We start from the raw sequence: 21590 nt of genomic DNA, 5'->3' as shown, positions 1-21590 counted from the left end.
TGCTACCTGGAGGAGGTTGGTCCGTGCCGCACCCGACGTCGCTCGACCTCAGCCGGTTCGTCCGCGGAGACGACCTGGTGCTGTGGGGCCAGGCCGCCGGGCGGCCCCGGCTGCTCACCGGCCTGCTCGCCGAGCAGGCCGCGAGCCTGGGCGAGCTGCGCTGCTTCACGGGCTTCCACCTCGGCGAAGCGGACGAGCCGGCGCCCCCGTGGACGACGGTGTCCTACACCGCCATGGGCAACCGGGCCGCGCAGCGAGCGGGCCGCCTGGAGATCGTTCCGGTGCACTACTCCGACCTCGCCGCCGCGCTCGCGACCGGTGACTTCGCCGTCGACGTCGTGCTGATCCAGGTGACCCGGCCCGGGCCCGACGGCCGGCACCGGCTCGCCTACGCCGCGGACTACGTGACCGCCGCGCTGCGCCACGCCCGCACCGTGCTCGCCGAGGTGAACCCGGCCGCGCCCCTGATCCCGGACGCCCCGGTGGTCGAGCCCGAGCGGGTCGCCGCCTGGGTGAGCGCGCGCTCCGCACCCCTCGAGACCGCGATCCCCGAAACCGGGCCGCTCGAACGCCGGATCGCCGCGCGCGTGGCCGGGTTCGTCGAAGACGGCGCCACCCTCCAGGTGGGTCTCGGCAAGATTCCCGAGGCGGTCGCCGGCCGGCTCACCGGGCGCGCGGACCTCGGCATCCACACCGGCGCGCTCGGCGACGGCCTGGCCGCGCTGATCGAGTCCGGCGCGGTCACCAATCGCCGCAAGGGCAGCGACGCCGGCCGGAGCGTGACCGGGCTGGTGCTCGGCAGCCGTGCACTCTACGACTTCGTGGACGGCCACGGCGAAATCGCGCTGCGCCCGGTCGGCTACACCCACGACCCGGCCGTGCTCGCCTCGCTCCCCCGGCTGACCGCGATCAACTCGGCCGTCGAGGTCGACCTCACCGGCGCGGTGAACTGCGAGGTCGCGGCGGGCCGGTACGTCGGCGCTGTCGGCGGCGCGCTGGACTTCGCCCGGGGCGCCCGGCGCTCACCGGGCGGAGTCTCGATCGTCGCGCTGCCGTCCACCGCGGGCGCCGTGAGCCGCATCGTCGGCCGGCTCTCCGGCCCGGCCACCATCGGCGCCGCCGACGCCTGCGTGATCGTGACCGAACACGGCGTCGCCGACCTGCGCGGCCGCACGATGAGCGAGCGCCGCGACCTGATCACCGCGCTCGCGCACCCGCGGCACCGGGCCGAGCTCGACCGTTCGCCCCACCTCCCCGGCGCCGTCACTCGCGCCGTCGCACCCCGAGAGCAGGAGCCCGCATGAGACACGCCGTTTTGGTCAACCCCGTCCGGACGCCGGTCGGCGCGTTCGGCGGCGCGCTGCGCACCGTGCCGGCCGAAGAGCTGGCCACCCTGGTGATCCGCGAGGTGCTCGACCGCTCGGGCCTCGATCCGGCGCTCGTCGACGACGTGGTGCTGGCGCAGTCCTACGCCAACTCCGAAGCGCCGTGCATCGGCCGCTGGGCCGCGCTCAACGCCGGCCTGCCGACCACGGTTCCCGGCATGCAGCTCGATCGCCGCTGCGGCGGCGGCCTGCAAGCGATCATCACCGCCGCGCAGCTGATCGCCACCGACTCGGCCGACGTGGTGCTCGCCGGCGGCGTCGAGTCGATGAGCAATGTGGAGCTGTACACCCAGAACGCGCGCTGGGGCGCGAAAGCCGGCGGGATCACGTTGCACGACCGGCTCGACCGCGGGCGGGAACGCTCGCAGCCGGAGGCCCGCTTCGGCCGGATCTCGGGGATGATCGAGACCGCGGAGAACGTCGCGCGCCTGCATGGCATCACCCGCGAAGCGGCCGACGCCTACGCGGCCGAGAGCCACCGGCGCGCGCACGCGGCGTGGGAGGCCGGCGCGTTCGACGAAGAGATCGTCGAAGTCGAGGTGCCCCAACGCCGCGGGCCGGCCGTGCGGGTACGCCGCGACGAGGGCATCCGGCCGGACAGCACCGCCGAATCGCTCGCGCGGCTGCGGCCGATCCTGCCCGACGGCACCGTGACGGCCGGCAACGCCAGCCAGCAGAACGACGCGGCCGCCGCGTGCCTGGTCGTGGCCGAGGACGTCGCCGAGCGGCTGGGCCTCGAACCGATGGGCTACCTGCGGGCCTCCGCGGTGGCCGGCTGCGATCCGGCGACGATGGGCCTCGGCCCGGTGCCGGCCGTCGAGAAACTGTTCAAGCGCACCGGTCTCACGTTCGACGACCTCGATCTCGTGGAGCTCAACGAGGCCTTCGCGGCCCAGGTCCTCGGCGTGCTCGCCGGTTGGGGCTGGGACGAGCGCGAGCGGCTCAACGTGTCGGGCTCCGGCATCTCGCTCGGCCACCCGGTCGGCGCCACCGGCACCCGCATGACCGTGACCGCACTGCACGAGCTCCGCCGGCGCGACGCGCGCCGGGCGCTGATCACGATGTGCATCGGCGGCGGCCAGGGCCTCGCCGCCGTGGTCGAGCGCGTCTGAGCATCCAGAACCCGTTCCGCAGCAAGGAGATCACCCCCATGACGGCCACCTCGGACCGAAGTTCCCTCGAACCCGGCCGGCTCACCGACGCCGCGTTCGACCGCTCGCGGCTGCGGCTCGGCATCCCGCAACCGCTGCGGCGCAAGCCGCACAACCTCGAGGTGACGCAGGACGGCACCCGGCACTTCGCGTTCGGCTACGGCGACGACAACCCGCTCTACTGCGACCCGGACTACGCCAAAGGCACGCGCTGGGGCACCCTGCTCGCGCCGCCCGGGTACGCGTACACGATGGGCGAAGACGCCGCGCCCGCGCCGGACGACGAGCAGAAGGCGATCCTCAAGGGCGACCCGTTCTCCGGGCTCGGCTCGTACCAGGCGGTGATGGAGTTCGAGTGGTACCGGCCCCTGGTCCTCGGCGACCGCTGCCGGCTGCTGCTGGCGCAGGTCGGGCTCGCGGACAAGCCCAGCCGCTTCGGCGGCCGCACCGCACACGTGACCAACGACTTCCTCTACGCCAACGGCGTCGGCGAGGTGCACGCGATCCGCCGCGGCACCTGGGTCAACGCCGAGCGCGCCGCCACCAAGGAGCGCTCGACCAAGCGCGCCGAGGCGCCGGAGCCCTACACCGACGAGCAGCTCGCGGCGATCGACGCGGCGTACGCGGCCGAGACCCGGCGCGGCGCCGAGCCGCGGTTCTGGGAGGACGTCGAGGTCGGCGACGCGATCCAGCCCCGAGTCAAGGGACCGCTCACCACCACCGACGTGGTCGTGTGGCACCTCGGCTGGGGCATGCAGCTCACGCCGCCCGGGGCGTTCCGGCTCGCGTACCTGACCCGGCGGAAGGTGCCGGGCATGTACCCGCCGAACGCGCTCAACGTGCCCGACACCGTGCAGCGCCTGCACTGGGAGCCGGACCGCGCGCAGGAACTCGGGCTGCCCACCTCCTACGACTACGGCGGCATGCGCGAGATCTGGCTGACCCACGCGCTCACCGACTGGATGGGCGACGACGCGTGGCTGTTCAAGCTTCGCTGCGAGCACCGCAAGTTCAACTACCTCGGCGACGCCACCTGGGTCACCGGCGAGATCGTCGCCAAGCGGGTCGAGGACGGCCACCACCTCGTGGACCTCGACCTGCGCTGCACCAACCAGCGCGGTGAGGTGACCACGCCGGGCACCGCGACGGTGATCCTGCCCAGCCGCGACCACGGCGCGCTCACCCTGCCCACCCCGCCCGCCGACACCCTGGACGGCCTCGTCCAGGCCGAGCTCACCCGGTTCGCGCTCGGTTGAGCGCCCCAGAACGAAGGAGCGCCACGCGCATGGTCCACTACCTCGAGGACCTCGAACCCGGTCAGGTGTTCACCTCGATGGCCCGCACCGTCACCGAGGCCGACGTCGTCGCTTTCGCCGGGCTGAGCGGTGATTTCAACCCGATCCACACCGACCGCGAGTTCGCGGCGTCGACGGTGTACGGCCAACGGGTGGTCTACGGCCTGCTCGGCCTCTCGATCGCGACCGGCCTGCTCGACCGCACGGGCACGTTCTCCGGCAGCGCGATCGCGATGCTCGGGATCAAGGACTGGACGTTCACCGGACCGGTGTTCATCGGCGACACCGTGCACCTGCGGCTGACCATCGAGGACGTGCGGCCCTCGGCGTCCAAACCGGACCGCGGCATCGTGCAGCGCCGGTTCGACCTGCTCAACCAGCGGGACGAGACGGTGCAGACCGGGCGGATCGACGTGCTGGTGCGCCGGCGCCCGGTCTGACCACCCCGTCTACAGTGGACTCGCGGTGCCGCCGTCCACGTGCAGGTTCACGCCGGTGATGTGGGAGTTGTCGGCGGAGCACAGGAAACAGATCGCGGCGGCCACCTCGTCCGGAGTGGCCACTTTGGCCAGATCGCCGCGCAGGTCGTGGCGCGCGCGGATCAGCTCGAAGGCCGCGGTGGTGTCGTCGGGCGAGCGGCCGGCCGCGGCGAGGGACTCTTCGAGCCGCCGCGACAGGATCGCGCCCGGCGACACGGCGTTCACCAGCACGTGGGGCGCCAGCTCCACCGACATCGTCTTGGTCACGCTGTTCAGCGCCGCTTTCGCCGCGCTGTAGGCCGCGATCCCGGCGGCCTGCACGGTGGCCGACAACGCCGAAACGTTCACTACCCGGGCCGGGGCCGCCGCACGCAGGAGCGGCAGCGCGGCCCGGGTGGTGCGCACGGCACTCAGCACGCCGAGCTCGAACGCCGAGGTCCACGCGTCGTCCGGCGTCTCCTCCCACGGCCGCCGCTCGACCGGCGGACCGACCACGTTCACCAGCACATCCAGACTCTCCCACCGGGTCGCGAGCTCGGCGAACGCGGCGCGCACCGCCGCCGGCTCGGTCACGTCGACCCTGATCGCAAGCACCTCGGGCGCGCCGAGCGAACGCAGGTGCTCGACGAGGTCGGGCCGGTCGTCGCGGGTCCCGACCGCGAGCGCCGTGGCCGCGCGGGCGAGCCGTTCGGCCACGGCGAGCCCGACGCCGCGGCCGGCGCCCTGCACGAACGCGCGCCGCGCGTTCACGCGTCGACCAGGGCCGGCAACCGCTTGAGGATCAAGTCCTCGGCGTCGGCGGTGATGCGGGCGACCAGGTCGCGCACGCTCGGGATGTCGTCGATCAAGCCCTGTGCGGTGCCGACGGTCCACACGCCGGCATCGAGGTCGCCCGTCTCGAACACGGTGCGGCCGCGCGCCCCGGCCACGAGTTCACGGACCTCCTCGAACGCCGCGCCGCGTGCGAGGCGCTCCACCACTTCGCGGCTGACGCGGTTGCTGGCCACGCGCGAGGTGTTGCGCAGCGGCCGCAGGATCAGCTCGGTGTCGTTCTCGGTGGCGGCGACGATCGCCTGCTTCACCTTGTCGTGCACCGGTGCTTCCTGCGTGCAGAGGAACCGGGTGCCCATGGTGATGCCGTCGGCGCCAAGAGCCAGCGCGGCCGCGAGCCCGCGCCCGTCGGCGAACCCGCCCGACGCGAGCACCGGCACGCTGAGCCGGCGCGCCGCGGCGGGGATCAGCACCAGGCCGGCGATGTCGTCCTCACCGGGGTGCCCGGCGCACTCGAAGCCGTCGATGCCGACCGCGTCCACGCCGACCTGCTCGGCCTTCACCGCGTGCCGCACACTGGTGCACTTGTGGATCACCTTGATCCCGGCGGCGTGCAGCGCCGGCAGGTGCGGGGCCGGGTTCGAGCCGGCGGTCTCGACGATCCGCACGCCGGATTCGATGATCGCCTGGCGGTACTCGTCGTACGGCGGCGGCGTGATCGTCGGGAGGATGGTCAGGTTCACGCCGAACGGGCGATCGGTGAGCTCGCGGGTGCGGCGGATCTCCTCGGCGAGCGCTTCCGGCGTCGGCTGGGTCAGCGCGGTGAGCATGCCCAGCGCGCCGGCCTCGGCGACCGCGGCCACGAGCGGCGCGCGGCCGACCCACTGCATGCCGCCTTGGACGACGGGGTGCTCGACGCCGAACGTCTCGGTGAAGCGGGTGCGGATCACGGGGGGCTCCTTCGACGGGGTGCTGGACGGTCCACTCGGCGGACACCGTCGCGCCGGTTGTCGCTTCGACAGGAATTCATTACACTATATTCCACCGGAAGCGCGATACTCCAGCCTCGGCGCCGCGCTTCCCGACCGCCAGCGCACGAGGAGTGAGCCATGACGCCAGGAGCCCGGTTCCGGAGCCAGGTGTGCTCGACGGAGGTGATCGTGATCCGGCCGGCCGACGTCGAGCTGTACTGCGGCGGGCACCCGATGGTCGGCCTCGCGGACACGCCGGCCCCGGGTCTCACCCCGGCCGACGGCCACCGCGACGGCGCCCTGCTCGGCAAGCGCTACACGACCGGCGACGGTGTGCTCGAGGTCCTGGTGACCAAGGCCGGCGACGGCACGCTGGGCACGTCCTCGGAGTCGCTGCTTCCCTTGCAGGCCAAGCAACTGCCCTCGAGCGACTGACCCGTGGGGATCGAACTGCTCCTGGAGATGACCCGCTCGGCCGACGAGGACCGCGTGCTGCTCGGCTCCGCGCGCGACGGCCTCACCGCCCGCGAGGTCGACGAACTGTCGGCCGCCGGCGCCCGGCACCTCGTGGAGGCCGGCGTGCGCTCGGTCGCGTTCCTCGGCCTCAACGGCCCGGTGCTGCCCGTACTGCTGCTCGCCGCGGCGCGCGCGAACGTAGCGGCCACTCCGCTCAACTACCGGCTGTCCGCCGCCGCGCTCGGCGAGCTGCTGCTCCGGCTCGACGCGCCGCTGGTGATCGTCGACGAGCAGTACGCGAGCGCCGTTCCGGAGTCGCTGACCACGCTCGGCACCGACGCTTGGCTGGCGTTGTGCCGAGCCGGTGCGGACGGTGCGCTTCCCCCTCCGGCCGCCGACGACGACGTCGCGGTCACGCTGTTCACCAGCGGCACCACTGCCACGCCGAAATCGGTGCTGCTGCGCCACGGCAACCTGACCAGCTACGTGCTGCAGACCGTGGAGTTCGCCTCGGCCGATCCGGCGGACGCGACGTTGGTCAGCGTGCCGCCCTACCACGTCGCCGGCGTCGGCTCGGTGCTCAGCAACCTCTACGCCGGGCGCCGGGTCGCCTACCTGCCGAACTTCACCGCGGCCGACTGGGTCGAGCTCGTGCGCGCCGAGGAGATCACCACGGTGATGCTCGTGCCGACGATGCTCTCCCGCATCGTCGAGCACCTGGAGCAGTACCCGACGAAGTTGCCTTCGCTGCGCCGGATCGCTTACGGTGGCGCGAAAATGGCGAGGCCCACTCTCGAACGCGCGCTCGACCTGTTCGCGGGCGTCGACTTCGCCAACGCCTACGGCCTGACCGAGACCAGCTCCACGATCGCCGTGCTGGGTCCCGAGGAACATCGGCGCGCGTTCGCCGCCGAGGATCGAGCGCTGCTCTCGTCCGCGGGCCGGTTCGTGCCCGGCGTCGAGGGCGAGATCCGGTCCGAGACGGGCGCGGTCCTCGCGGCCGGCGAAACCGGGGAGCTCTGGGTGCGCGGCCCGCAGGTGTCGGGCGAGTACGCGGGCACCGGCTCCGCGCTCGACGCGGCCGGCTGGTTCCCCACCCGCGACCTGGCCCACCTCGACGCCGAGGGCTACCTGTTCCTCCACGGCCGCACCGACGACACCATCATCCGCGGCGGCGAGAACATCGCGCCCGGCGAGATCGAGGACGTGCTCCTGCGCCACCCCGAGGTCGCCGACGCCGGGGTGCTCGGCGTGCCGGACCCGGACTGGGGCCAGCGCATCCGCGCCGTCGTCGTGCTGCGCGCGGGCGCCACCGACGACCCCGAGTCGCTGCGCGCGTGGGTGCGCGCCCGGCTGCGCGGTTCCCGCACGCCCGACGAGGTCGTGATCGTGCCCGCGCTGCCCTACTCCCCCACCGGAAAACTGCTGCGATCGGAGCTGGCCTCGTGACCATCGGCGCGATCGCGTTCGACTTCGGCGGCGTGCTCACACAGCCGCCCGCCCGGGGTTTCGAGGAGTACGCCCGCGAGCTCGGCATCCCCGACCCCGCGCTGGCGCAGTACTTCCTCGGCGGCGAAATGATGGCCCGCCTCGAAGTCGGCGCCCTCTCGCCCCGCGACTTCTTCCGCCACGTCTGCGTCGACGCCGAAGAGAAATACGGACAACGCATCGACATCCGCCGCCTCGCCGCGGCCGCGACCGCCGCCGAAACGCTCGACCCCGCGATGATCGCCTTCGTCCGCGAGCTCTCCACGCACCTGCCGATCGCGTTGCTCACCAACAACGTCGCCTCGGCGAGCTGGCGCGCGACCTTCCCGTTCGACCTGTTCACCACCGTCGTCGACTCCAGCGAGGTGGGCGTCCGCAAGCCGGAACCGGAGATCTACCAGGCACTGATCGAGCGTCTCGGCCTCGCGCCCGCGGAAATCCTCTTCGTGGACGACCTTCCCGCCAACGTCACCGGCGCCACCGCCGTCGGCATCGACGCCGTCCTGTTCACCGGCCTCGCCGACCTGCACCAGACCCTGGCCGACCGCGGGCTGCCGCACCCCTGACCGACCGTGGGGATCCGCTGCGCACCAACGGATCCCCACGGTCCACCACTCCACGACCCTCACTCAGAACTCGAACAACGCCTGCTCCGGACAAGCCGCGATCCCCCGCCACACCTCCGCCTCGCGGCCCTCCGGCACGTCGAGGGCCGGCCCGCCGAGTGGACCATCATGCCGCCTGCCGGTCTCGCCATCCTCAGCCGCGACCTCGCCGTCTTCCGGCCGCCGAATTCCTGAGTGGTCCTGGAGATCCGCTGCGCACCAACGGATCCCCACGGTTCACCACCACGTTCCGGGCAGTGGCGGTGAACCACGGCCCGGGCCCGCTCAGAACTCGAACAACGCCTGCTCCGGACACGCCACGATCCCCCGCCGCACCTCCGCCTCGCGGCCTTCCGGCACGTCGAGGGCCGGCCCGCCGAGTGGACCATCATGCCGCCTGCCGGTCTCGCCATCCTCAGCCGCGACCTCGCCGTCCTCGGGCCGCCGAATTCCTGAGTGGTCCTGGAGATCCGCTGCGCACCAACGGATCCCCACGGTCCACCACCACGTTCCGGGCAGTGGTGGTGAACCACGGCCCGGGCCCGCTCAGAACTCGAACAACGCCTGCTCCGGACACGCCGCGATCCCCCGCCGCACCTCCGCCTCGCGGCCTTCCGGCACGTCGAGGGCCGGGGCGATGTCCGAGTAGCCGTCGTCGTCGACGGTGAGGAGGGCGGACATGGCCTCGCAGCGGGCGTGGCCCTGGCAGGCGCCTTCTTTCAGACCGGCTTTCATCGGGTTTCCTTTCGCGTGTTCACAGCTGCACGTACACGTTCTTGGTCCGCTGGAACTCCGCCAGCCCCGCCTGGCCGCCTTCGACGCCGAGGCCGCTGGCCTTCCAGCCGTTGAAGGCGAGCGCCGGGGGCAGGGCGGACATGCCGTTCACGGTGATGTTGCCGGCCTCCAGGCGCGAGGCGATGCGGTGCGCCCGGCGGAGGTTCTCGGTCCAGACGTAGCCGGCGAGGCCGTAGCGGGTGCCGTTCGCCAGCTCCACGGCCTCGTCCTCGTCGGCGAACGGCAGCACCGCGACGACCGGGCCGAAGACTTCTTCCTGTGCCAGCGCGGAATCCGGCGCCACGTCGGCGAGCACGGTCGGCTCGAGGTACGAGCCGTCCGAGAGCCCCGCCGGAGTGCCGCCGCCGGTCACGAGCCGGCCGGAGGCCGCCGCGACGACGCCGGTGATCCGGGCCTTGGCCGCGGCGTTGACCACCGGCCCCATCTGCGTGTCCGCCGCGAACGGGTCGCCGATGCGGATGCCGCCCGCGGCCGCGGCCATCGCCGCCAGGAACTCGTCGTAGACGCCGCGCTGTACGAGCACCCGCGTGGGCAGGAAGCAGCCCTGGCCGCTGTTCTGCACGGCGCCGAGCAGCAGGCTCAGCCGCGCTGTGCGCGCGATGTCGGCGTCGTCGAAGACCAGCGAAGCCGACTTGCCGCCGAGTTCCAGCACGGCGCGCGCGTTGCGGGCCGCCGCGGCCGTGGCCACCGCCGCGCCCGCCGTGTTGCCGCCGGTGAAGCTGACCAGGCCGACCTCGGGGTGCTGCGCGAGCCGCGCTCCGCCGGCGGCGCCGGAGCCGACGACGTTGAGCAGCCCGGCCGGCAGCCCCGCCCGGCACGCGATCCGCGCCAGCTCGACCGTCGAAAACGGCGCCAGCTCGCTGGGTTTGAGCACCACGGCGTTGCCGGCGGCGAGCGCGGGCGCCACCTTCAGCGCCGCGGCCATCACCGGCCCGTTCCACGGGATGATCGCGCCGACGACGCCGTGCGGCACCCGCTCCACGTAGTCGAGCACGCGCCCGGGCGGGCCGACGCGCGGCGAGTCGCCGGTGAGCTTGTCGGTGAGGCCCGCGTAGAAGCTGAACCACTCGGCCGCCTGCGCCGCCGCGGCGATCGCGGTCTTCACCGGCATGCCCATCTCCAGGCTCACCAGCGCACCGAGATCGGCCGTGGCCGCCCGGATCGCCGCGGCCACGGCCAGCAGCACTTCCCGCCGCGCGGCCGGATCGCTCGCCCACCACGAGCGCCACGCCCGCGCGGCCGACTCCACCGCCGTGTCGATCAGCGCCGGAGAACCCAGCCGACAGCGGCCCAGGGAACTACCGTCACCGGGGTGCGTGTACTCGACCTCCTCGGCGTCGCCTCGGTCGAGCGCGCCGTCGACGAACACCAGGCCCGCCGGCAGGCGCGCCGCGGCCCGCTCACACAAGGCCGCCGCGTCGGACAGCCGGATCTCGGTCACACGGTTCCCCTATCCAGTCGAAAACAGTATAAATAATTCCACAATGGCCGACCCGGGTCAACGCGGGCCGGCCACGACCGAACAAGGAGCTGACCGTGCCCGGTCCCGAAGAGCAGTCCCTCGTCCTCGTCGAGGCGCGCGACGGCGTGCAGATCATCACGATCAACCGCCCGCACGCGAAAAACGCCCTCGACGGCGCCACCGCCCGGGGCATCGCGGCCGCCGTCGACGAGCTGGACGCGAACGACGACCTGCGCGTCGGCGTGCTCACCGGCGCCGGCGGCACGTTCAGCTCCGGCATGGACCTCAAGGCGTTCGTCCACGGCGACCTCCCGGTCGTCGAAGGCCGCGGCCTCGGCGGAATCACGCAGCGGCCGCCGCGCAAGCCGCTGATCGGCGCGGTGGAGGGCTGGGCCGTGGCCGGCGGCTTCGAGCTGCTGCTCGCCTGCGACCTGGTCGTCGCCGGGAAGTCGGCCCGCTTCGGCGTCCCGGAGGTCAAGCGCTCCCTGGTCGCCGGCGCCGGCGCGGCACTGTTCCTCGCCCAGCGCGTGCCCCGCGCGATCGCCCTCGAGCTCCTGCTCACCGGCGACCCGATCACCGCCGCCCGCGCCGCGGAGCTCGGCCTGGTCAACTCCGTGGTCGACGACGGGACCGCCGTCGACGCGGCCCTGGAGCTCGCGGCCCGGATCAGCCGCAACGGCCCGCTCGCCGTCGCCGCGACGAAGGAGATCTCCCGGCGCGCGGCCGATTGGACGGTCGAGCAGGCCTGGGCCGAGCAGCCCGCCCTGATGGGCCCGGTGTTCGCCTCGGCCGACGCGCAGGAAGGCGCCAAGGCGTTCGCGGAGAAGCGCCCGCCCGTGTGGACCGGCCGCTGACCGGGCTCACCCCAGGCTGCGTTTGAGCTTCACCCGGTACGAGTACTGCTCGGGCAGGAAGTGGTTCACCGCCAGCTCCACGGGCTGGCCGTCCGTGGTCAGGTACGTGCGGTCCACCCGCAGCAGCGGAGCGCCGGCCGGGCAGGCCAGCGCGTCGGCGAGCGTCGCGTCGGCCGCGGCGGCCGTGATGCTCTGGTCGGCCTCGGCGATCGGCGCGGGCAGCCGGTCGTCGAGCAGGCCGATGATGGTCACCTCGCTGGTCGCGCCGGCGGTGGCGAGCTCCGGCGCGTCGGCGAGAGTGCTGCCGGCGGCGGGGTGCAGGTGCACGGCGGTGTGGCAGAAGGGTTTTCCGTCGTGCAGCCGGCGGAACACCACCGTGTGCACGGTGTCGCTGTCCAGGCGCAGCCGGCTGGCCGCCTCCACGTTCACCACCCGCCGCAACGGCCGCAGCACTTCGAGCGTGGTGTCGAGCGAAAGCCCCATCAGGTCCTCGATCGAGCCGAACTGCCGCAGGTACTGGCTGTCGCGTGGAGCGGCGAACGTGCCCCGTCCCGGCACCCGGTGCACGAGCCCGTCGGCCACCAGGTCCTGGAACGCGCGGCGCACGGTCTGCCTGCTCACGCCGTGCTCGGTGGCGAGCTCGGCCTCGGTCGGCAGCCGGACACCGTCGTCGAAGCGCCGCTGCAGGATCGCCTGGCGCAGCTCGCGCGCCAGCACCTTGTACGCGGCCTCGCCCGGCTGCTCACTGATCGTCATTCGGTCCACTCCGCTCCCGTCCGGCCCCACAGTGTGCCGGGTCCCGGCTCAGCCGAGCCCGCCGCGCTGAACCAGCTGGCTCACGATCACGTTGCGCTGGATCTCGTTGGTGCCCTCGCCCACGATCATCAGCGGCGCGTCGCGGAAGTAGCGCTCCACGTCGAACTCAGTGGAGTAGCCGTAGCCGCCGTGCACCCGCACGGCGTTCAGCGCGATCTCCATGGCGGTCTCGGAGGCGAACAACTTCGCCATGCCCGCCTCCAGGTCGCTGCGCGCACCCGAGTCGTAGGTCTCGGCGGCGTGCAGCACGAGCTGGCGCGCGGCGGTGTACTTCGTGGCCATGTCGGCGAGGTAGTTGCCGATCGACTGGTGCTGCCAGATGGGCTTGCCGAACGACTCGCGCTCCTGCGCGTAGCGGAGCGCGTCGTCGAGCGAAGCCCGGGCCACGCCGAGGGCGCGCGAGGCCACCTGGATCCGGCCGATCTCCAGGCCCTTCATCATCTGCGCGAACCCGCGGCCCTCCTCGCCGCCCAGCACCGCGTCGGCCGGCGCCCGGTAGTCCTGAAAGGACAGTTCACAGCTCTCGACGCCCTTGTACCCGAGCTTGGGCAGGTCACGCGACACCGTGAACCCCTCGCCGGGTTCCACGAGCAGGATGCTGATCCCCTTGTGCCGCGGCTCGGCGCGCGGATCGGTGCGGCACAGCAGCGCGATGAGCCCCGAGCGGCGCGCGTTGGTGATCCAGGTCTTCGACCCGTTCACCACGTACCCGTCGCCTTCGCGGCGGGCCGAGGTGGTGAGCGCCTGCAGGTCCGACCCGCCACCGGGCTCGGTCAACGCCATGGTCGCGCGGATCTCACCGGTCGCCATCTTCGGCAGGTAACGCTCCTTCTGCGCCTCGGTGCCGAACGCGACGAGCAGCTTCGTCACCACGGTGTGGCCGCCCATCGCGCCGGCGAGGCTCATCCAGCCGCGCGCGAGTTGCTCGGTCACCTGCACGTAGCACGGCGTGGACACGGCGACCTCGCCGTAGGGCTCGGGCACGGCGAGCCCGAAGATGCCGAGGTGCTTCATCTGCTCGATGAGCTTCTCGGGGTATTCGTTCGCGTGCTCGAGCTCGCGCACCACCGGGCGCACGTCGCGGTCGACGAACTCCTTCACGGTGTCGACGATCGCCTGCTCTTCTTCGCTGAGGATGTGCACGGTCTCCCTTTCGGACGGACGTCAGATCACGCCGGCGGCGCGCAGGGCGTCGACGTCGGCGGGCGAGCGGCCCAGCTCGCTCAGCACGGAAGCGGTGTGTTCGCCGAGCGCGGGCACCGCGTTCATCACGGGGTCGACCCCGCCGAGCGACGCGGGCGGCAGGAGCGCCTCGATCGGCCCGCCCGGCGTGCCGATCGTGCGCCAGCGCCCGCGTTCGCGCAGCACGGGGTGGTCGAGGAAGTCCTCGACGGTGTTGAGCCGGGCGTCGGCGATGCCGGCCTCGGCCAGGGCGGCCAGCACGGTTTTCGCCGGCCGGGTCCCGAAGTTCGCCGAGATCACGGCGTTGAGCTCGGCCCGGTGCGCCACGCGCGCGGAGTTCGTGCCGAAGCGCGGGTCACCGGCCAGCGCCGCGTCGTCGAGCACGACCTCGCACAGGCGCCGCCACTCGCGGTCGTTCTGCACCGCGAGCACCACGACCTCGCCGTCGCCGGCGGTGAACGGGCCGTACGGCGCGATCGTGGCGTGTTCGGCGCCGGCTCGCTGCGGCGAAGTGCCGCCGTAGCGCGTGTAGTAGGCCGGTGAACCGAGCCACTCGGCGAGCGCCTCGAACAGGGACACCTCCACGGGCACGATCCGGCCGGTGGTCGCGCGGCTCAGCAGCGAGGTGAGGACGCCGCTGTAGGCGTACATGCCGGCGGCGATGTCGGCCACGGAAATCCCCGCCTTGGCCGGGCTGTCCGGGGTGCCGGTGAGGGACACCAGGCCGGTCTCGCACTGCACCATGAGGTCGTACGCCTTGCGCGCGGCCCACGGACCGTCGGTGCCGTAGCCGGAAATGGTGCAGGAGATCAGCCGCGGGTACTGCCGGGCCAGCGACGCGGCGTCGACCCCGAGCCGGGCCGCGGCGCCGGGCGCGAGGTTCTGCACGAACACGTCGGCCGTCGCCAGCAGGTCGGCCAGCACGGCGCGCCCCGCCGGCTCCTTCACGTCGAGCGTCACCGATTCCTTCGACCGGTTGAGCCACACGAAGTAGCTCGACTGCCCGTGCACGGATTCGTCGTAGCGCCGGGCGAAATCACCGCCGGCGGGGCGCTCGATCTTGATCACGCGGGCGCCGAGGTCGGCGAGCTGGCGGGTCGCGAACGGCGCGGCGACGGCTTGCTCGAGGCTCACCACGGTGAGGCCGGACAGCGGCCGGGTCTGCTCGGTCATGTCAGGCCGGCCCTCGCGCGGACAGCAGCTGCCGCAGCAGCGCCCGGGCGCGCGGCCAGTCGAGCCCGTCGAGCAACTCGGGCAGGTCGGCGCCGCAGTCGGCGATTTTCCCGGCCATGTCCTGCGCGGAAGGCGGCCGGTCGGGCGAGCCGGGCGGCAGGGCGAGGGTGACGTGGTGGGTCGTGCCGTCGTCGAGGCCGATCGAGATGTCGACTTCGCCGGCCAGCAGCCAGTCGCCGCCCGGCGTGAGCGTCGACTCGACAAGACCGGCGAGCTGCTGCGCTTCCGGGCGGGTCACGGCTTCGTCGGTGAAGCTCGCGAAGCCCGGGCGCGGGTCGAGCAGCGCGGCCGCCACTGCGTACTCGAGGCTGAACTTGCCCTCCAGCCCCGTGCCGGGCCGGTGGTGGATCAGCGGATGCACGCTGCTCTCGGGGGTGGTGACCTTGATCGAGGACACCCGGGTGGCGTCGACCGGCTCGGGTAACTGGTCGCGCACGGCGCTGATCGGGCGCTGTGCCGCGTAGCAGCACGGGAAGATCTTGATGGCCAGCCCGCCCGGCACCGCGGGGCCGGTCAGGTCGACGCGCGCGGGGTCGCCGCCGACCAGCCGCAGCCAGTCGTCGAGCGCACTCGGGTCGGCGGTGGCGCCGGCCGCGGCCAGGCGGGCGGCGCGCAGCCCGGCGTCGGCGGCGAAACCGACCTGCAGCGATTTCGCCGACGTGCCGAAGGCGCGCTGCACACCGCCGGCGGCCGGGATCGCGAGCGCAATAGCCGTGGCGGTCTGGGCCGGCGAGAGGCCCCATGACACCGCGGCCGCCACCGCGGCGGCCGGGGCGCCTGCCGTGCAGGTGGCGTGCCAGCCGCTCGCATAGTGCTGCCAGCCCAGCGCCACGCCGAGCCGCGCCATCACGCCGGCGCCGGCCAGGTAAGCGCGGGCGTCACCGCCGGCCGCCAGGGTGGCGGGCACGCAGACGACGCTGATGTGGGTGGTCGATTCCAGGTGCAGGTCGTCGAAATCCAGCACGTGGCCGATCGCCGCCCACCGCGCCGCCTCGGACAGCCCGGTCACGATCCGGGCGACCGGATCGCGGCGCGCGGCGAGGGTCACGGCCATCGTGTCCACGAGCGAGCGCTGCGCCAGCTCGCGGTCGTCGGCGGTGGGTTCGTAGTCGTGAGCCCACCCGGCCAGCGCTTCCGCCGTCGAAACCATGCTCGTCCGTCCCGCCGAAGATCACCGCAGCAAATGTACGGCCAATATTGGGCACGGGCTCCGCCGGTTGTCAACCACAAGCGGCGGAGTGGTTGACAACGGCCACGACCGCACTGGAAACTCGGCGGTGGATTTGGCCGTACATTTGGAGGAGCACACCGTGACCACCGGCGTCCCGATCGAGGTGCAGGGTCCCTACTTCGACGAGCTGGCCGTGGGGCAGCGCTTCGACACCGCACCCGAGGTCACGCTCACCGAGGGCCAGGCGGCGCTGCACCAGGCGATCGTGGGCGACCGGCTGCGCCTGCCGCTCGACGCCGGGCTGGCCCACGCGGTCACGGGCCGCGCTCCCCTGGCGCACCCGGCGCTGGTGTGGGACCTGGCGATCGGCCAGTCGACGCTCGCGACCCACCACGTGCGGGCCAACCTCTTCTACCGCGGGTTCGTGGTGCGCCGGCTGCCGCGGATCGGCGACACGCTGTCCACCGTGACCGAGGTCGTCGGGCTCCGCCAGAACCGGGCCCGCGAGGGTCGCGCACCCACCGGCCTGGCCGCCCTGCGCATCGAGACCACCGACCAGGACGGCCGTCCGGTGCTGGACTTCTGGCGGTGCGCGATGCTGCCGCTGCGCGACCCGGCCCGCGACACCGGGCACCACGACGACCTCGACACCATCGGGACGAACCCGACGGTTGCCGACTACGCGGCGGCGGTCGACGGCTGGCAGCTCGCCCCGTTCGCCGACCGGCCGCGCGGACCGCGGTTCGCCGACCTCGCCGTCGCCACCACCTACCGTGTGGTCGGCGCCGACGTGGTGTCCTCGGCGCCGGAGCTGGCGCGGCTCACCCTCAACATCGCCCGCGTGCACCACGACGCCGTGGCCGCGGGCGGGCAGCGGCTCGTGTACGGCGGCCACACGATCGGTCTCGCGATGGCCCAGCTCACGCGCGCGTTGCCGAACCTCGTCACCGTGGCGGGCTGGGACGGCTGCGACCACCTCGGCCCGGTCCACGAAGGTGATCTGCTGTCGAGCACCGTCACCGTCGAGAACCTGACCCCGCTACCGTCCGGCGAGGGCGGGCTCGTGCACCTGCGCATCGACGTGGAGGCCCACGGCGACGAACCACGCCCGGTGCTGCTGTGGCGCTGCGTCGCCGTGCTGGCCTGAGCGTTCCCGGCTCGGCGAAAGGAAACCCTGTGGACGCCGAAGTTCTCGCCGCGGCGCGAACCCTCCTGTTCGTCCCCGGCGACCGCCCGGAGCGCTTCGCCAAAGCCGCCGCGAGCGGCGCCGACGCGATCGTGATCGACCTCGAAGACGCCGTGGGGCCTGGAAACAAGAGACAAGCGCTGCGCAACGCCCGCGACTGGCTCGCCGCCGGGCACGAAGCGGTCATCCGTCTCAACGCGACCGGAACTCCCTGGCACCCCGACGAACTCGCCGCACTGGCCGACCGGCCCGTGGCCGTCCTGGTGCCGAAATCGGCCGACCCCGCCGCACTCGCCGGTGTCCTGGCCGCCCTCACCCCCGGCTCGGTCGCCATCCCCCTGGTCGAAACCGCGGCCGGTGTCCTCGGCGCCCCGGCGGTCGCGGCCGTGCCCGGGGTCGTCCGCCTCGCCTTCGGCCACGTGGACCTCTCGACCGAGCTCGGCGTGCCACCGGAGGGCTCCCCCACCCTCGACCAGGCCCGCAGCACCCTCGTGCTCGCCTGCGCGGCAGCCGGCATCGCGCCACCGCTCGACGGCGTCACCACCGCCCTCGACGACCCTGCCGTGCTCGCCGCGGACGTCGCCCGCGCCCAGCTGCTGGGCCTCACCGGGAAACTCTGCGTCCACCCCCGCCAGGTGCCGCTCGTGCACGAGGCGTTCGCGCCCACCGAGGCCGAACTGAGCTGGGCCCGCAGCGTCACGGCCGCCGCGACGGACGGCGCGAGCTCGGTCGGCGGGCAGCTGGTCGACCGCCCGGTGCTCCTGCGCGCCGAACGGCTGCTCGGCCAGGCGGATCGGCGCGGCGGCCCGCGCCGGCCGTAGCGTCCGCGCCTTGATTTTTCCTGCACCCCGGATTCATCGAAAACCCCTTCGCCAACCCAGAAAAGACGAAAGAGTTCCTGCCCCGGGCGCCGCGCGGAGATCATTAATGTCGGGCGCACAGGCCGATTCGTACCGCGATGACGCGACACGTTGCACGACAAAGGAGCAGAGGTGTCTTCTGACATCACCGTGGTTCTGGCCCACGGCGCCTGGGCCGACGGTTCGAGCTGGGGCAAGGTCATCGACGCGCTGGAGCAGACCGGCGTCCGCGCGATCGCCGCGCCGCTGCCCCTCACCACGTACGAGGACGACGTGGCCGCGCTCGACCGCACGCTGGACCACGTCGGCGGCCCCGTGGTGCTGGCGGGCCACGCCTACGCCGGTGGCGTGATCGGAGCCACGCGCGCCCCGAACGTGCGCGCCTTGGTCTACGTGGCCGCCCTCGCGCCGGACGAAGGCGAAACCATCGCCGACGTCTTCGGCCGCGGCACCCCGCACCCCCAGGCCCCCGCCCTGACTCCGGACGCCCACGGCCTGCTGTGGCTGCCCGACGAAGCCTTCGCGAACGCCTTCGCCCCCAACGCGACACCCGAAGAGCAGGCCCGCCTGCGCGCCCTGCAACGCCCGATCTCCGGCGCCTGCATCACCGTGCCGGTCGGCCGTCCACTGTGGAAGGACGTGCCCACCTGGTACCTGCTCGCCACGCAGGACCGCATGATCGTCGCCGACAACCAGCGCTTCATGGCCGCCCGCATGAACGCCGACGTCCGCTCCTTCGACGTCGACCACACGCCGTCCGTCACGGCACCCGAGGTCGTGACCGAGCTGCTGCTGGAAGCGGTCCGCAAGGTCGCCTGAACGCCCGTGGCCGGCACGCATCCGGCACTGCGGCCGGCACCGCCGGCGAGCGCTGGTCGAGCGCCGGCCGGCGGTGGCCCGGTTCGCCGACAGTGAACCGCGGAATCGGACCGGCACCGGACCGCGTTGTCACGACATGGACCCCGACAACCCGGACCCCGAGGCGCTGGACCCAGAGGCGCTGGAACCTGAAGCGCTGGACGCCTACTCGGCCATCGTCACGTCCGTCGCCGCGCAGCTCACCCCGCGCGTCGCGGCGCTGACCGTGCGCTCCGCGCGCGGGGAGTCGGCCGGGTCGGCGGTCGTGCTCACCGGCGAGTCCCACCTCATCACCAACTCGCACGTGGTCGCCGGCGGTGACCACGGCACGGCGGAGTTCGCCGACGGCACCGTCGCCCGCTTCGACGTGGTGGGCACCGACCCGCTCTCCGACATCGCCGTGATCCGCGCCGACCGCGCCATCCCCACCCCACCCGAATACGGCGACGCCGACCGGCTGCTCGTCGGCTCGCTCGTGGTGGCGGTCGGCAACCCGCTCGGCCTGGCCGGCACGGTCACCGCGGGCGTGGTCAGCGCGCTGGGCCGAAGCATCCCGGCCCGCACCCGCACGGCCGCTCGGCTCATCGAAAACGTGATCCAGACCGACGCGGCGCTCAACCCCGGCAACTCCGGCGGCGCGCTCGCCGACAGCCACGGCCGCATCGTCGGCATCAGCACCGCCGTCGCGGGCTTCGGCCTGGGCCTGGCCGTGCCCATCAACGCCACCACTCACCGCATCGTCGGCGCTCTCCTGCACGACGGCCGGGTCCGCCGCGCCTACCTGGGCCTGGTCACCACGCCCGCGCCCCTGACCCCGGCCCAGTCCGACCGCTTCGAGCAGCGCACGGCCCTGCGCATCGTCGAGGTCGTGCCGGACAGCCCCGCCGCCCACAGCGGCCTTCAGCCGGCGGACCTCGTCCTCGCCCTCGACGGCACGCCGCTGCGCACCGCCCAGTCCCTCCAGCAACGCCTCTTCGACGACGCCATCGGCCGGCGCACCGAGATCACCGCCTTGCGCAACGGTGCCCTGGTCGACGTGATCACGGTCCCCACCGAACTCCCGGACTGACACCCCGGCGCGCGGGTGGGGTGCCCCGGCACCCGGAGCACCCCACCTGCTTTCAGCAGCCTCAGCTCGCGGGCACGCTCTCCGCCGGTTCGGCGCCCAGCTCGTACTCACGCACCACACCCTGCGGCCCCGCCTGAGCGAGCAGCGCCGCCGGGTCGTCGACGGGCGGGTAGATCCACACCTGGTTGATCGTGTGCTTGAGCTCGGCCGCGGCCTGCTCCGTCAGCTGCACGTCGCGATCCCAGCCCGAGGTCACCACGGCACCGGCCGGGCCCAGGGCGAGACAGGTGACGTACGGCGCCGGCTCGAAGCGCACCAGTGGTTCGCCGAGGACGTCCGCGGCCACGTTGTGCCCGGCGTACTTGCCCTGCGGGAGCGCGTGCTGGCAGCTCTGCATGACCACGCGGCCCTCGTCGGGCGACACGGCCGCCGCGGTGTCGCCGGCGGCGTACACGTGCTCGACACCGCGCACGCGCAGGTACTCGTCCACGTCCAGCCGGCCGAGGCGGTCGCGCTCGCCGGGGACGAAGGAGGTGAGCGGGCTGGCGGTCATGCCCGCCGTCCACACCACGGTGGCCGCCGGGATCACGGTCTCGTCGGACAGGCGGACCTCGTCGTGCGCCACCTCCAGCACGCTCACCCCGAGGCGCACCTCCACCCCGAGGTCGGCCAGTGCCTTCTCGATCGCCGGGCGCGGGCCCTCGCCGAGCTCCGGGCCCACGGCGTCCAGCCGCTCCACGAGCACCACCCGGACTTCGCCCGCCGGGGCGACCTCCCGGAGCCGGCCGACCAGTTCGGTCGCGATCTCCAGCCCGGTGAACCCGGCCCCGACCACGACCGCGGTGAAGCGGCCGGGCTCGCCGCTGCGCTGTCCGGTGATGGGCTCGGGCAGGCGGAGCAGGTGCGCTTCCAGCCGTGCCGCGCCGGCGAGGGTGTCGACGTCGAAGAGGTGCTCGGCACCGGGCAGGGCCGGCCGCACGACCTGGCTGCCGGAGGCGAGCACCAGCCGGTCGTAGTCCAGCACCACCGGCGTGCCGTCGCGGCGCACCGCGGTGACCTGCCGGGCGCCGGTGTCGATGCCGGTCACGGTGCCGGTGACCCGGCGGACGCCGACCGGCCCGAGCACCCGGTCGAGCGGCACGCGCATGCGGTCGGGAGCCGCCTCGTAGAGCCGCGGGCGGATGACCAGATCGTCGCCGGCGTCGATCACCGTGATCTGGAGGTCCTTTTCGGACAGTCCGCGTTCCTGGCGCACCTTCGCCGCGCTCGCCGCACTCCACACACCGGCGAAGCCGCCGCCCACGATCAGGATCTTTGTCATCCGGATTCTCCTCACCCGCGTGCCTCGCACGCCTCGCTGTGCCGGCCGGGCGGCGACTGCGCGCTCCCGCGCGATCACTCCCGGTCGGCGGCCGACGAGTGAGAACCCTATGAATCTGGATATCCGATGTCAAGATTAAAACCCTGATCCGGCAACGGATCCACGCTGCGGAATCCTTTCGG

At 73.1% G+C, this 21590-nt stretch carries 21 protein-coding genes; 12 read left to right on the top strand and 9 right to left on the bottom strand.

The features are described from left to right. Nucleotides 1-23 precede the first annotated feature (23 nt). The 4 genes from VSH64_RS10640 to VSH64_RS10625 are packed head-to-tail and all read left to right on the top strand — an operon-like array spanning nucleotide 24 to nucleotide 4271. Nucleotides 24-1304 carry an acetyl-CoA hydrolase/transferase family protein gene (locus VSH64_RS10640; RefSeq protein WP_326835369.1) on the top strand — a complete coding sequence of 427 codons (1281 nt, stop codon included), beginning with the start codon at nucleotides 24-26 and terminating at the stop codon, nucleotides 1302-1304. Then, on the top strand, nucleotides 1301-2497 hold the full coding sequence (locus VSH64_RS10635; protein WP_326835368.1) for an acetyl-CoA C-acetyltransferase: 1197 nt from the start codon (nucleotides 1301-1303) through the stop codon (nucleotides 2495-2497). Before VSH64_RS10640 ends, VSH64_RS10635 begins: the two co-directional genes overlap by 4 nt. 38 nt (nucleotides 2498-2535) lie before the next feature. Then, on the top strand, nucleotides 2536-3792 hold the full coding sequence (locus tag VSH64_RS10630) for an FAS1-like dehydratase domain-containing protein (RefSeq protein WP_326835367.1): 1257 nt from the start codon (nucleotides 2536-2538) through the stop codon (nucleotides 3790-3792). A gap of 29 nt (nucleotides 3793-3821) precedes the next feature. Next, nucleotides 3822-4271, top strand: a complete 450-nt coding sequence (locus VSH64_RS10625; RefSeq protein ID WP_326835366.1) for a MaoC/PaaZ C-terminal domain-containing protein — start codon at nucleotides 3822-3824, stop codon at nucleotides 4269-4271. A gap of 9 nt (nucleotides 4272-4280) precedes the next feature. On the opposite strand, the gene VSH64_RS10620 is transcribed toward VSH64_RS10625, so the two are convergent. Then, a complete protein-coding gene (locus VSH64_RS10620) occupies nucleotides 4281-5060 on the bottom strand; it encodes an SDR family NAD(P)-dependent oxidoreductase (protein ID WP_326835365.1) in 780 nt (259 codons plus the stop codon). Further along, entirely contained in the window at nucleotides 5057-6031 is a 975-nt protein-coding gene (locus tag VSH64_RS10615) for an NAD(P)H-dependent flavin oxidoreductase (RefSeq protein ID WP_326835364.1), read from the bottom strand. Before VSH64_RS10615 ends, VSH64_RS10620 begins: the two co-directional genes overlap by 4 nt. Nucleotides 6032-6190: 159 nt before the next feature. On the opposite strand from VSH64_RS10615, the gene VSH64_RS10610 reads away from it, so the two are divergent. Genes VSH64_RS10610 through VSH64_RS10600 form a run of 3 tightly spaced genes read left to right on the top strand, consistent with a single transcriptional unit; the run spans nucleotide 6191 to nucleotide 8562 of the window. Continuing rightward, nucleotides 6191-6487, top strand: coding sequence for a hypothetical protein (locus VSH64_RS10610; RefSeq protein ID WP_326835363.1), 297 nt, complete (start codon nucleotides 6191-6193; stop codon nucleotides 6485-6487). 3 nt (nucleotides 6488-6490) lie between these two features. After that, nucleotides 6491-7957, top strand: a complete 1467-nt coding sequence (locus VSH64_RS10605; protein ID WP_326835362.1) for a class I adenylate-forming enzyme family protein — start codon at nucleotides 6491-6493, stop codon at nucleotides 7955-7957. Continuing rightward, nucleotides 7954-8562, top strand: a complete 609-nt coding sequence (locus VSH64_RS10600) for an HAD family hydrolase (RefSeq protein WP_326835361.1) — start codon at nucleotides 7954-7956, stop codon at nucleotides 8560-8562. The genes VSH64_RS10605 and VSH64_RS10600 overlap by 4 nt, the downstream gene beginning before the upstream one ends. 585 nt (nucleotides 8563-9147) lie before the next feature. On the opposite strand, the gene VSH64_RS10595 is transcribed toward VSH64_RS10600, so the two are convergent. After that, on the bottom strand, nucleotides 9148-9336 hold the full coding sequence (locus VSH64_RS10595; RefSeq protein WP_326835360.1) for a ferredoxin: 189 nt from the start codon (nucleotides 9334-9336) through the stop codon (nucleotides 9148-9150). 19 nt (nucleotides 9337-9355) lie between these two features. Next, nucleotides 9356-10837: an aldehyde dehydrogenase family protein gene (locus VSH64_RS10590; protein ID WP_326835359.1), complete on the bottom strand. Its 1482-nt coding sequence runs from the start codon at nucleotides 10835-10837 to the stop codon at nucleotides 9356-9358. A 95-nt stretch (nucleotides 10838-10932) separates the two neighbouring features. On the opposite strand from VSH64_RS10590, the gene VSH64_RS10585 reads away from it, so the two are divergent. Continuing rightward, the gene (locus VSH64_RS10585; RefSeq protein ID WP_326835358.1) at nucleotides 10933-11712 is read left to right on the top strand and encodes a crotonase/enoyl-CoA hydratase family protein; all 780 of its coding nucleotides are present in this window, start codon (nucleotides 10933-10935) and stop codon (nucleotides 11710-11712) included. A 6-nt stretch (nucleotides 11713-11718) separates the two neighbouring features. On the opposite strand, the gene VSH64_RS10580 is transcribed toward VSH64_RS10585, so the two are convergent. Genes VSH64_RS10580 through VSH64_RS10565 form a run of 4 tightly spaced genes read right to left on the bottom strand, consistent with a single transcriptional unit; the run spans nucleotide 11719 to nucleotide 16093 of the window. Continuing rightward, nucleotides 11719-12468 (bottom strand): GntR family transcriptional regulator, encoded by a 750-nt coding sequence (locus VSH64_RS10580; RefSeq protein WP_326835357.1) that lies wholly within the window; start codon nucleotides 12466-12468, stop codon nucleotides 11719-11721. Nucleotides 12469-12516: 48 nt separating this feature from the next. Continuing rightward, the gene (locus VSH64_RS10575; protein WP_326835356.1) at nucleotides 12517-13671 is read right to left on the bottom strand and encodes an acyl-CoA dehydrogenase family protein; all 1155 of its coding nucleotides are present in this window, start codon (nucleotides 13669-13671) and stop codon (nucleotides 12517-12519) included. A 21-nt stretch (nucleotides 13672-13692) separates the two neighbouring features. After that, complete coding sequence (locus VSH64_RS10570) at nucleotides 13693-14883, bottom strand: CaiB/BaiF CoA transferase family protein (protein WP_326835355.1); 1191 nt, start codon at nucleotides 14881-14883, stop codon at nucleotides 13693-13695. Between the two features lies 1 nt (nucleotide 14884). Then, the gene (locus VSH64_RS10565) at nucleotides 14885-16093 is read right to left on the bottom strand and encodes an MmgE/PrpD family protein (protein ID WP_326835354.1); all 1209 of its coding nucleotides are present in this window, start codon (nucleotides 16091-16093) and stop codon (nucleotides 14885-14887) included. A 160-nt stretch (nucleotides 16094-16253) separates the two neighbouring features. On the opposite strand from VSH64_RS10565, the gene VSH64_RS10560 reads away from it, so the two are divergent. From VSH64_RS10560 to VSH64_RS10545, 4 genes are all read left to right on the top strand, one after another. Continuing rightward, complete coding sequence (locus VSH64_RS10560) at nucleotides 16254-17261, top strand: MaoC family dehydratase (RefSeq protein WP_326835353.1); 1008 nt, start codon at nucleotides 16254-16256, stop codon at nucleotides 17259-17261. A gap of 29 nt (nucleotides 17262-17290) precedes the next feature. After that, nucleotides 17291-18121: an HpcH/HpaI aldolase/citrate lyase family protein gene (locus VSH64_RS10555; protein ID WP_326835352.1), complete on the top strand. Its 831-nt coding sequence runs from the start codon at nucleotides 17291-17293 to the stop codon at nucleotides 18119-18121. A 171-nt stretch (nucleotides 18122-18292) separates the two neighbouring features. After that, nucleotides 18293-18979: an alpha/beta fold hydrolase gene (locus VSH64_RS10550; RefSeq protein WP_326835351.1), complete on the top strand. Its 687-nt coding sequence runs from the start codon at nucleotides 18293-18295 to the stop codon at nucleotides 18977-18979. Between the two features lie 136 nt (nucleotides 18980-19115). Beyond that, entirely contained in the window at nucleotides 19116-20087 is a 972-nt protein-coding gene (locus VSH64_RS10545) for a S1C family serine protease (protein WP_326835350.1), read from the top strand. 61 nt (nucleotides 20088-20148) lie between these two features. Here the strand turns inward: VSH64_RS10545 and VSH64_RS10540 are convergent, their stop codons facing one another. Then, a complete protein-coding gene (locus VSH64_RS10540; RefSeq protein WP_326835349.1) occupies nucleotides 20149-21408 on the bottom strand; it encodes an NAD(P)/FAD-dependent oxidoreductase in 1260 nt (419 codons plus the stop codon). Nucleotides 21409-21590 lie beyond the last annotated feature (182 nt).

Origin of the sequence: Amycolatopsis rhabdoformis, from assembly GCF_035918295.1 — a bacterium.
Classification (GTDB): Bacteria; Actinomycetota; Actinomycetes; order Mycobacteriales; family Pseudonocardiaceae; genus Amycolatopsis; species Amycolatopsis rhabdoformis.
This window is presented reverse-complemented; position numbering and strand designations above follow the sequence as displayed.

Bases quoted from the DNA above. Each gene is read 5' to 3' on its own strand.
- VSH64_RS10595 (WP_326835360.1), bottom strand. From the start codon at position 9,336: ATGAAAGCCGGTCTGAAAGAAGGCGCCTGCCAGGGCCACGCCCGCTGC.
- VSH64_RS10540 (WP_326835349.1), bottom strand. From the start codon at position 21,408: ATGACAAAGATCCTGATCGTGGGCGGCGGCTTCGCCGGTGTGTGGAGT.
- VSH64_RS10625 (WP_326835366.1), top strand. From the start codon at position 3,822: ATGGTCCACTACCTCGAGGACCTCGAACCCGGTCAGGTGTTCACCTCG.
- VSH64_RS10635 (WP_326835368.1), top strand. From the start codon at position 1,301: ATGAGACACGCCGTTTTGGTCAACCCCGTCCGGACGCCGGTCGGCGCG.
- VSH64_RS10580 (WP_326835357.1), bottom strand. From the start codon at position 12,468: ATGACGATCAGTGAGCAGCCGGGCGAGGCCGCGTACAAGGTGCTGGCG.
- VSH64_RS10610 (WP_326835363.1), top strand. From the start codon at position 6,191: ATGACGCCAGGAGCCCGGTTCCGGAGCCAGGTGTGCTCGACGGAGGTG.
- VSH64_RS10545 (WP_326835350.1), top strand. From the start codon at position 19,116: ATGGACCCCGACAACCCGGACCCCGAGGCGCTGGACCCAGAGGCGCTG.
- VSH64_RS10565 (WP_326835354.1), bottom strand. From the start codon at position 16,093: ATGGTTTCGACGGCGGAAGCGCTGGCCGGGTGGGCTCACGACTACGAA.
- VSH64_RS10630 (WP_326835367.1), top strand. From the start codon at position 2,536: ATGACGGCCACCTCGGACCGAAGTTCCCTCGAACCCGGCCGGCTCACC.
- VSH64_RS10570 (WP_326835355.1), bottom strand. From the start codon at position 14,883: ATGACCGAGCAGACCCGGCCGCTGTCCGGCCTCACCGTGGTGAGCCTC.